This is a genomic window from Phocaeicola sp. HCN-6420 (assembly GCF_037890145.1).
Classification (GTDB): Bacteria; Bacteroidota; Bacteroidia; order Bacteroidales; family Bacteroidaceae; genus Phocaeicola.
In genome coordinates this window covers 19,136-29,471 of the sequence record NZ_JBBKBJ010000039.1, presented here as the reverse complement: position 1 = coordinate 29,471, position 10,336 = coordinate 19,136, and the positions used below count along the sequence as shown (strand labels likewise).

Annotated in this window: 11 protein-coding genes; 5 read left to right on the top strand and 6 right to left on the bottom strand. The window is 47.9% G+C overall.

Annotation, left to right across the window (positions count from 1 at the left end; all coding sequences use genetic code 11):
• Nucleotides 1-5: 5 nt before the first annotated feature.
• From WKT12_RS15310 to WKT12_RS15300, 3 genes are read right to left on the bottom strand one after another with little or no spacing between them, the layout of a single operon-like run.
• Complete coding sequence (locus WKT12_RS15310; protein WP_004371700.1) at nt 6-1,565, bottom strand: DUF3945 domain-containing protein; 1,560 nt, start codon at nt 1,563-1,565, stop codon at nt 6-8.
• 20 nt (nt 1,566-1,585) lie between these two features.
• On the bottom strand, nt 1,586-1,936 hold the full coding sequence (locus tag WKT12_RS15305) for a helix-turn-helix domain-containing protein (RefSeq protein WP_004291454.1): 351 nt from the start codon (nt 1,934-1,936) through the stop codon (nt 1,586-1,588).
• 3 nt (nt 1,937-1,939) lie between these two features.
• Nucleotides 1,940-2,296: a helix-turn-helix domain-containing protein gene (locus WKT12_RS15300; protein WP_025072716.1), complete on the bottom strand. Its 357-nt coding sequence runs from the start codon at nt 2,294-2,296 to the stop codon at nt 1,940-1,942.
• 202 nt (nt 2,297-2,498) lie between these two features.
• On the opposite strand from WKT12_RS15300, the gene WKT12_RS15295 reads away from it, so the two are divergent.
• From WKT12_RS15295 to WKT12_RS15285, 3 genes are read left to right on the top strand one after another with little or no spacing between them, the layout of a single operon-like run.
• Entirely contained in the window at nt 2,499-2,798 is a 300-nt protein-coding gene (locus WKT12_RS15295) for a helix-turn-helix domain-containing protein (RefSeq protein ID WP_095231473.1), read from the top strand.
• 30 nt (nt 2,799-2,828) lie between these two features.
• Nucleotides 2,829-3,134 (top strand): helix-turn-helix domain-containing protein, encoded by a 306-nt coding sequence (locus WKT12_RS15290; RefSeq protein ID WP_032538125.1) that lies wholly within the window; start codon nt 2,829-2,831, stop codon nt 3,132-3,134.
• Between the two features lie 34 nt (nt 3,135-3,168).
• The gene (locus WKT12_RS15285) at nt 3,169-4,203 is read left to right on the top strand and encodes a DUF2971 domain-containing protein (protein WP_245874968.1); all 1,035 of its coding nucleotides are present in this window, start codon (nt 3,169-3,171) and stop codon (nt 4,201-4,203) included.
• A gap of 107 nt (nt 4,204-4,310) precedes the next feature.
• Here the strand turns inward: WKT12_RS15285 and WKT12_RS15280 are convergent, their stop codons facing one another.
• Nucleotides 4,311-4,673, bottom strand: coding sequence for a hypothetical protein (locus tag WKT12_RS15280; RefSeq protein ID WP_005809276.1), 363 nt, complete (start codon nt 4,671-4,673; stop codon nt 4,311-4,313).
• A 12-nt stretch (nt 4,674-4,685) separates the two neighbouring features.
• Complete coding sequence (locus WKT12_RS15275; RefSeq protein ID WP_032542969.1) at nt 4,686-5,921, bottom strand: site-specific integrase; 1,236 nt, start codon at nt 5,919-5,921, stop codon at nt 4,686-4,688.
• A 361-nt stretch (nt 5,922-6,282) separates the two neighbouring features.
• Here WKT12_RS15275 and WKT12_RS15270 point away from each other — a divergent pair, with 361 nt between their 5' ends.
• The gene (locus WKT12_RS15270; RefSeq protein ID WP_021970178.1) at nt 6,283-7,188 is read left to right on the top strand and encodes an AraC family transcriptional regulator; all 906 of its coding nucleotides are present in this window, start codon (nt 6,283-6,285) and stop codon (nt 7,186-7,188) included.
• Between the two features lie 65 nt (nt 7,189-7,253).
• On the opposite strand, the gene WKT12_RS15265 is transcribed toward WKT12_RS15270, so the two are convergent.
• A complete protein-coding gene (locus WKT12_RS15265; RefSeq protein WP_021970179.1) occupies nt 7,254-8,852 on the bottom strand; it encodes an aspartate:alanine exchanger family transporter in 1,599 nt (532 codons plus the stop codon).
• A gap of 172 nt (nt 8,853-9,024) precedes the next feature.
• Here WKT12_RS15265 and WKT12_RS15260 point away from each other — a divergent pair, with 172 nt between their 5' ends.
• Entirely contained in the window at nt 9,025-10,281 is a 1,257-nt protein-coding gene (locus WKT12_RS15260; protein ID WP_340320222.1) for a TonB family protein, read from the top strand.
• Nucleotides 10,282-10,336 lie beyond the last annotated feature (55 nt).

Sequence of the window (10,336 nt, the reverse complement as noted above, 5' to 3'; positions counted from 1 at the left end):
TCGGTCTATACTTTCATGCCCTTGCCCGTTTTCTTCTGCGGCTTGTCCTGCTGCTGTTGCTGGCGGGCGTCCTTCGGAGTGGTCTGACCTTTCTGCAAAGGCTCTTTCAGGTTCTTTGTCGCCTCGTTGGTCTTGCCCTCGTTGTTCACCGCCACCTGCGTGCGGCTCTCGTTGGACGGGGCGACCTGCTGCCCGATGTCGGGATTTGTTTCGTAGCGGTACGGGCGACCCTTCTCCGGGTTGAACTTGATATACATCGTGGCATGGAAGCCCTGCTTGTCGGTCACGTTCTCCAGTTTCACGGCTTTGCCCGCCACATAGTCGGCTTTCTGCTGTTCGGTGAAGTTCACGTCGCTCCATTTGCTGATGGGGCGGATGCTGCCGTCCTCGTTCGTCCACGTGTTGCGGCGTTGCTCCTTCTTGGTCTGTGTGGCATTTTCCCCGCCTTGCGCCTGACTTTTCGACGTGTCGCCTTTGGTTTCCTGCGTCTGTACGGTACGGGGCGACCTTCCGGTTCCCGGCACGAACTCCACGCCGCGCTGCTCCACGTTCACTTGCAGAGTGGTGACGAACTTCCTGCCGTCGTTGCGCTCGATGAGCTTGTCGCGCACGGGCAGTCCGGCGCGGAGCATATCCTGCTCCTGCTTGGTGATTTCCGTCTTGCCGATGCGCTCCGGGATGCGTACCTTGCTCGCCGGAATGTCCGTGATCTCATTCGTCTTGCGGTCGATGCTGATGTAGGAGGGGATAATCTCGCCCGTTTCCTTCTCCACGATGTCCACGACCCTGCCGAGGTTGCCCGTCTCGCGCAGGTTCTTCCGGTCGTCGTCGGAGAATTTGTGTTCCTTGTATTCATCCAGTTTCTGCTCCTTGCGGATGAAGTGCGGCACGAGGCTGATGTTTCCCTCGCCGTCCTTCTTGAAGGAAAGGCGGGCGTCCAGCTCGAATGCTTCGCCGCCGAAGGTGGGCTTGACCTTCACCAAGTCGGACTTGCCGTAGTGGAGCATCTTCGTAAGGTCGCCGGACTTTTCAAGGTCGTCACGCTTCACGCCCCATCTGTCCTCCAGCTCCTGCCAGTTGATTTTGCTCTCGTCGATGGGCTGGTAGCCCCGTTTGCCCTGCGTCTGTTCGGGATCTTCCTGTTGTTCTTTTTGTTGCTCCATGTTTTCCTGTTTTTGAGGTTCTTGTTTTTCGGTTGCCAGTTCTTCCTGCACCTTTTTCTCGTAGTCGGAGGTGTCCACCTTGTGAGGGGCAAGCAGCTCCTTGTTCGCTTCGGGGTCTTTCAGCAGTTGCTTCATCACCTCCAAGAGATTTTCGGCTTGGTCTGCCGCGATGCGGTAAAAACCGAAGCGGCTGGGTTCCTTGCACTGCCGGAAGAAGTTCTTGAAGAAGTTGTCCAGCACGTCGCCGTGTCGGTCGAATTGCAGGAAACTCTGCGCGTTTTCCGCTTTCGCGGGGGTGCGCTTGGGTGTGCCGTCCGCGTTCAGCCCGGCAACCACGCTGATCTCGCCCGTCTTCTCGTCACGGACCACCAGCACGTCCTTTTCGTCTTTTTTCTTTGCCATCTGAAAAATGTTTTAATGGGTTATTTATGAAAGAAATTATGGATACGAGCCTTGTAGAAGGCTATATCTTCCTTTTTGAAGTCCTTGATATGGTTGGAAAGGAATGTCAGCACGTCCTCCTCGCTGTAATAGGTTTTCTTGCCCAGTGTCTTGTAGGGCAATGCGCCGACACTGCGGTAGCGTTGCAGGGTGCGCTTGCTTATCTGAAGCAGCATGCACAAGTCCTGATTGTCGAAAAGGCGGATGCTTTCCGTGATAGTAGGCTGTTTCCCCTCAGCCTTCATCGCCAGCAGCAGTTCGTCCTGACGGTCGAGCCGTTCCATCAACTTCTGCATCCAGCCTTCGAAGTTGTTTCGTGTGAGCAGTTCCATGACCTATGTCCTCCTTCCTTTGGGGTTGCCGCCCGTGCGCAACGTGTGGTTGCGTTTCAGTTCCTGCGGTGTCGCCGCGTCCTCGTTGACGGTACTCTCATCAAGCAGGCGGTCGATTTCCGACTGCCGGTAGCGGCATTTGCCGCGAAGCACGACATAGCCGATGCGTTGCTCGCTGCGCATACGCTGGAGGGTGCGGGTACTCACGTTAAGCAGGTGCGCCGCCTCGCGTGTGGTGAGCAACCTGTCGGGCGATGCCGCTCTCTTGTCACCGGAGACGGCACGGACGTGTGCCGCAATCTCCGCTATCTGTTCCGTCAATGACCGGAAGACGGAACTTTCCATTGTTATCACTTTCATATTCAGTCCTTTCTTTTTGTATCTGCGGCAAAATTCGGCAATAAACAAAAGGGGCTTTAACAACTCACTACGTGACTCACGTAAGATTTTTACGGAAGATGGCTCCGTAACCCGGTCAAACGGCGCAACAGGCAGCCTTTCAGTGGAAAACGGCACGTGTCCGGGAGTGTATCGTTACCTTTGCGGGCAAACCGATAATTGCATGAATATGGAAATAGTATCAATTGAGAAAAAGACTTTCGAGATGATGGTGGCGACATTCGGCGCACTCTCGGAGAAGGTCGCCGCACTGAGGCGCAAAAGCGACACGGGGCGCATGGAAAGATGGCTCACGGGCGAGGAGGTCTGCGGGCAGTTGAGAATAAGCCCGCGCACGTTGCAGACGTTGCGCGACAAGCGGCTTATCGGCTACTCGCAGATAAACCGCAGGTTCTATTACAAGCCGGAAGAAGTTAGGAGGCTGATTCCGCTTATCGGTACGCTCTATCCCGGCGGCAGGTAATCTTATTATTCACCCACTGAATCCAAAGTTATGATGAACGAGAACAACGATGTTTTTACACTGGAGGACGAGCCGCTTGCCACCGTGGTGCAGAATATGCGCAAAGGCTCTAAATGGCTCTCTGCATTTTTGGAAAACTACCGTCCACCGCTGGACGGGGAACGTTACCTGACGGACAGGGAGGTGGCGGAGTTGCTCCGTGTGAGCCGCCGTACCTTGCAGGAATACCGTAACAACAGAGTGTTGCCCTTTATCCTTTTAGGCGGGAAGGTGCTTTACCCCGAATCGGGATTGCGTGAACTGCTGGAGGCGAATTACCGCAAACCGATGGAGTAATGTCCTGACATTCCGGAATAAAATGCGTACCTTTGTGGTTAAAACGAATACCATTATGCTTCGGAGTGAATTTGCAAAATTGTTAGAATCCACAATAATTCCTGAAGGAATTGAGCAAGAGGACATAAAATCCCGAATCTATCCTATAAGTGCAGCATTGATGTCAATGTTGCCACAAAAACTGTATAGATATAGGAGTTGTTCAACATTAAACCTTGATGCTTTTGACAAGGATCTGGTTTATGCTGTTACTGCTGATAAGTTTAATGACCCCTATGACACTCTTGTTTATTATAGTTTGGATAATATTCAAGAGCAAATGAGAGCTTGTTGTACAGAAGAATTTCTTGAACAATTCAAACAGATACTTGAAACTAAAGATTTCGAATTTCCTCCAAGTGTAATCCAATTTTTCGGAAGAAACAATTTGACAGGTTTAAAAAAACAGGTAATATCGTGTAACGGCATAAATCCATTGACATTAGCTCTTTTTAGTGTTGTAATGGAAAACATATTGAAAGAAATCCTATTAAAAATGGGGGATACATTAAAGGTCGTATCTACAATAGCATGTTTAAGTGAAAGCATAGATTCTGTTATAATGTGGAGTCACTATGCCCAAAATCATGAAGGGTTTGCATTGGAATATGATTTAAGGTTCTTATTAGAACAAGGAGAAATGAATTGTTGTATCTTGCCTGTTATATATGATAATAACCGCTTTGATGCAAATAGTTTTATTCAATGGTATATAGCAAAGAGCTTGGGGCTGGATGTTAAAAATATAGATTCACTATCGCATTTGAAAATGGCTATTCACAAATCCACACAGTGGGAATATGAAAATGAATGGCGTATTATTCATTCAGAGAAACAACCTGCCGCACATTCTCGTGCAACAAGCCTGAAAATTGTTCCTAAAGCAATCTATTATGGAGAGAGAATTTCAAACATCCACAAGAAAACTTTGCATTATATAGCACAAGAAAAAGGAATTGCGGAATATGATATGTACATTGATTGTGGCTCGTTAAAGTATGAGATGTTATATAAGCCATCTCAATTTTGATACCTCATATTCTTTAGCACATAATTTGTATATTCAAAATTGACTATTTTAAAGTTAAAACGGACAGCTTGATGGTTGTCCGTTTTTAATTGATTTTCATCGTCTTTTCAGCAGTAACCGCCTTTTCCGCTATGTACGAATAACATGTAGGCGGTATGCTTGTCTTTTGCAAGTGCCTTGTCCATCAGCCAGCGGCGGAAAAGATGGGCATGGTATGTGCTCAGCCGAAAGGTGACGGGGATGATTATCTCAAGCGAGTAAACATCCGCATACAGACCGTTTTCAAGTTGGATGTAGCGGCATGCCTCGTAGTCGTTCAGCACGTCCGTTTTGAGGATGGCTTTGATGGCGGCGTTCACTGCCGGGACACCCGTGTGGAACAGTCTGGCGATTTCTCCGGCGGTCATCCATACATCGTTACCGGTTACGCTGACCGCCTTGTCCTCAATGATGATTATGTCACGTTTCATGGCTTCTCTGTTTTAGATGGTACGACCTGCAAATTCTTCGATTTGGTTCAATCTCGCGGCAAGGTTCTCCATGTCTTGATTGAGCTTCTCTTTGGTTATTTTCGCGTATATCTGCGTTGTCTTTATGCTTTTGTGTCCCAGCATGGAACTGACCGTTTCGATGGGTACGCCGTTGGAGAGGAACACCGTCGTGGCGGCCGTGTGGCGGCTTTGATGCCATGTAATATGCTTGGTGATACCGCAACGCTTGGCGACGGCACGGATTCCGGCAAGGCACGTGTTATAGTGGGGTACGGGGAATATCCTGCCGTCCCCACACAGCCCACGGTATTTGTCGATGATGCGCTTCGCTATGTCGAGCATACGGATGTTGGACACCACACCCGTCTTCTGGCGGTTGATGTTTATCCACTCGTGTTCGTCAAAGTAGGTGCGGATATTCTCTTCCGTCAGGTTGCGCATATCGGCGAACGACAAGCCCGTGAAGGCGCAGAACAGGTATAAATCACGATACAGTTCTTGCTTCGCATTCTTCAGCTTACCTTCCATCAGCAGGCGGATTTCATCTTTCGTCAGAAAGCTGCGGGTCGTTTCCTCCTTCTTGATTTCATACTCGCGGAACGGGTCGCGCGTGAGCCACTCATTGTTGATGGCGATGAACACCATCGTCCGAAGCGGGCAGACATACAGCCACACGGTGTTGGTGCAGCAGTGTTTGTCCGTGCGCAGGAACATTTCAAAATCGGAAATGAAAGCGGGGGTAAGCTCTTTCAGGGCGATGTCCTTCACGTGGTAGCGGATGGTGAGGAACTCTTGCAGGTGCTTGTAAACGATCTTGTATTTGTCAAACGTGCCTTTGGCTTTCATGCCTGCCTCCACCTGCTTGGCATAGTCCTCGTTGTGTTGCCGGAACACCTGCAATAGCGTGTGGTAGCGGTGTTCCAGTCCAAGAAAGGCGTTTTTCACCTTTTCCGCAGTGACGAAGTTGTCACGCTCCATGATTTCCTGATAGTGCTTGTTGATGCGTACGCGCATCTTGTCGAGCATACGGTTCGTTTCGAGTGCAGCCGTGCTTCTGCCCGTGACACGTCCTCCTTTGGTGTCCCACAGCTTAGGATCGACGGTCAGTTTGCAGCTGAACTGTGTTTGGCTGCCGTCCACCGTGATACGTCCCATGACGGGTACTGTCCCGTCCTTTTTCACTACCTGACGTTTGAGGTAGTAGATAACTGAAAATGTACTCTTCATCGTCCTTAATTTTTTTAGGTTCAAAATTAGTCGGTGAAGAATCCTTCGTCGGTACGCAAAACACGGAGGAACGACGCAATCTTTTTCCGTAACTGGATTTGTCGCGTGAGTTGTTAGTAACTCACTATATCACAACGCCTTGTTTTGCCATTCGTGCCAATTTCGTCACCTATATGGTGTGGTTACGAACAAGTAACGTTGCGACGTCTTGACTTGGCTTCGGCAAGGATTGTGGTGGCGTTGGAGATAATCGGCTGCTTAAATGAAACCTCTGTAAATCAATTCTATTACTTCATTCTTCTGTATTCCACTTTTTTGTAGTATCTTTGTTAACAGATAATACTCTTATGAAAAACAGAAAATGACACGATCATACAACGATTTAGAGTCAGAATTCAAATATCTGATAGTAAACGAAAAAGACAGAAAATTCGGATTGTGGGTCAATACCGTAGGATTTCAGTCCATCCTTCCCCACTCCCCCTACCCCATAAAGGAACATCCTTCAGGATATATGTTCAACGTTCAGAAGGGACGCACCCTGCACGAATACCAATTACTTTACATCACTAAGGGAAAAGGCACCTTTGCTTCGGACGATACGCCGGAACGGAATATCGGGAAAGGGAATCTTATCGTCTTGTTTCCCGGCCAGTGGCATACTTACAGTCCGGATACAGCTACCGGATGGAATGAATATTACATAGGCTTTGAAGGAAACTTCATCGATCAGCTGATAAAAAACGGTTTTCTTTCAAAAGAAGAACAAGTTCTGGAAATAGGGCTCAACGAAGGCCTTGCCGCACTTTTCTCACAGGCACTGGAAGTATCGGAAGCAGACAAGACCGCCTCCCAGCAATACCTTTCGGGCATCCTGCTGCACATTATCGGAATGATACTGTCTATTTCGAAGAACAAAGAGTTCGAAAAAGACAATGTTGCCGAGAGAATGGAACAGGCAAAAATAATCATGAACGAAAATGTATGCAAGGAAATAGATCCGGAAGAACTGGCAGAAAAGTTGAATATAAGTTATTCGTGGTTTAGAAAAATGTTTAAGGAATACACAGGATATTCACCTGCCAAATATTTTCAAGAATTAAAGTTGCGTAAAGCCAAACAAATGCTGATCAATACCACTTCGCCGGTAAAGGAAATCTGCTTCATGTTAGGTTACACATCTACCGAGCACTTTTCTAACCTGTTCAAGAAAAACACCGGATTTACCCCGCTCGAATACCGGTCATTCGGCAAAGGCAAGCAATAACAAACAGACAGCCGCAGAGAGAAGCCGGAAATACCATCTGCTTCTTTCTGCGGCTGTCTGCAGCTTTAAAGTACAGTCAGGGCAATGACCTGTATAAACAAGATGAGGAATACCATTGCAATCGGGTATACAGTAGCATAAGCTACTCCCGGAATATTACTGTCTGTCATCGAGTCGGCAGCAGCCAGACCAGGAGTACTGGTCATACCTCCGGTAATTGTTCCCAGCAAATCGAGCATACTTATCTTAAATACCAGCCTTCCAACGAGAGCCGCCAGCAACATAGGGACTAATGTTATGGCTGCGCCTACGCCAAACAACAAAAATCCGCTCTCCTGAAAAGTGGAAACCAGCGTTTTTCCGGCAGAAGTTCCTACTTCGGCAAGAAACAGCAGCAAGCCCAACTGGCGAAGCAACTGATTGGCCGGTCCGGACATCGACCAGATAATAGGTCCCGTTTTGCCTACAGCACTCAGGAAAAGTGCCATCATCAAGATACCCCCCGTCAGTCCCGGAGAGAAAGACATGCCTCCCCCAAACGAGATATTCAGTTTACCGAACAAAACACCCAGCACAATACCCATCGCTATCGGGAAGAAATCCGTATCCGAAAGTTTTTTTGCATCGTTTCCTATCAGACGTGCTACAGCCTGAATACCTTCCTTTTCGCCCACTATCATCAGCTTGTCGCCAAAACGCAGTTCCAAGTCCGGAGAAGGCGAGAGGTCAATTCCGCTTCGACGTACGCGAGTAACCGTACACCCGAAGTTACGCTGCAAGTTCAAGTCGCACAACTGCTTGCCTATCATATCCTTTTTGGTCAGCAGCAACGATTCAATACTCTGCGTATGACTTAGCGGCAATTCTCCTTCCTCGCGGATTCCCAGCATCAACGCCAGATTATTCAGCGAATCTTCACTTCCCACTGCCTGCACATAATCTCCTTCTTCCAGAATCGTATGCGCTTTGGGAATAATAATCTCCTCGCCACGTTTCAAACGAGAAATGACTGCTCCCGTCATCACACGGATATTGAGTTGCATCAGTGTACGGCCTATGACCGTAGGATTGGTAACCCGAAACAAACAAGTTCCCAACTCCGGGAACTGGCTGCGCCGTTCTTTCTCCAGACGCCGCGCCTCCTGCTCCAAATCGACATGCAGTATTTTAGGCAAAAGCTTGACAAATAAAATAACGCCAATCACGCCAAACGGATAAGCAATACCATAAGCGATGGATGCCAGTGGCGATTGAGTGCTGTCGATGGCTACGGCAAGTCCCGGTGTACTGGTCAACGCTCCGGCTATCAGTCCTACCAGACTCGGCGTATCAATATCGAATAAATATTTCAGACCTACGCCTGTCAGACAGGCAGAGGCAACAATCAGCAACGTAATCAGTATCAATGTTTTTCCCTTGCTACGGAAAGAGTGAAAAAAACCAGGTCCCGCCTGAATACCAATAGTAAAGATAAACAACACCAGACCAAAGTTGCCCAGCTCCTTCGGTATGGAAACGCCCCAATGTCCGAACGCCAAAGCGATAAAAATCACGGCAGATACGTCGAGTGACAGCCCTGCCACCTTAATGCGTCCCAACATAAACCCCAAAGCTACAATCAAGAAAACAGAAAAGTAAGATGATTGAAGTAAATCGATTAACATAAATTATTAAGTATAAAGGTGTGATTAAAGTACAAATATACGACATTTCGGTATATTTACAAATAAAACAGCAAGTTAGCCATCCGTCTCCTCCATTTATTTACTTTAGAAACTTTGAAATGCAGCAGAATACTTGTAGCTTTGCAACCGTTTTATTTAGATATACTGAATTATGAATTCTACTCAAAGACTGCATACGTTTCTTTTTTTCCTATGCTGTTTCGTGCTGATTCTTCCTCAGTTCGTATACGGTCAGGAGAAAGGGACGGAATTTCGCATCACCATTCTGAAATCCAGCGGAGAGCCTCAACGCGGAATGATATTGAAAATAAACGGCAGAAGCGAGAAATATCTGTCGAACGACCAAGGAGTAATCACCTTTCGTTACGAAATAGAAGAGGCATACAACCGGCTCGCCAATATTTACTTTCCCGGAGATGAAACAACCGCAGTAGCTTCTTTTCTGCTAAAAGATACAGAAACCATCAAGACGCTGTATCTGGACAGTGCAGAAGATATTGCATCATTCAAGCAGAGCAATAAGACCTTTCCCATAGAAGGCTTTGTCAAAGATGCATCGATGAAGCCAATACAGGGAGCCGTCGTCAGCATTCAGGGAACGGGACGCCGGGTTCTGAGCGATGAAATAGGTTTGTTCCACATCGATGCCGACTATAACCACCCCATTACAGTACGTGTAGAGGGTATGGAAAACCGCTCATTGAACATCAATACCTTTCTGGAACGTCCGGAAGAACCGTATACCATCATCATGTATCGCAAGAACTCCACACGCATTTATTCGGTTGTAGAACATATGCCCGAATATCCCGGAGGAATGAAAGCCTTTATCAATTATCTGAAACGCAAGCTGGTATATCCTCCTCAGGCAAAGAAAGAAAAACTGGAAGGCGTAGTGGCTGTACAGTTTGTGGTAGAAAAAGATGGAGAAATCACCTATCCTACCATCGTACGCAGCCTGCGGGCTGATATGGATTCGGCTGCCTTGACGGCTATCCGCCAGATGCCCAACTGGATTCCCGCACGCGAAAACGGCATGAGAGTACGTTGCAAATATTCCGTTCCGGTACAGTTTAAGATAGAACAGCCTAAACCGGCTCCCCAAAAGCCGGCTGTTCCAGCCAAGCCGGCAGCTACGCCTAAGGATAGCCTTCGCACCGATTCACTGGCAACCGACTCTCTGAAACGGATGATTCTGCCGGGCGATTCGTTACGAACGGACTCACTGCTGCTGAAACCCGATTCACTGTTGCTGAAAGGTGACAGCCTGAAGGCTCTAAATGATTCCATCTTACTGAAGAATGATTCGACAGCCCTTAAGCCGGCTCCTGACACTCCAGCCGAGAAACCTAAGAAACGAAACATCTTTGTACGCTTCTTCCGCTGGCTGTTCGGCATCAAAGACTGATTTCTGCTGATATAACAACACGGACTTGCGCAAGTTTAAAAAAGGCCTGCGCAAG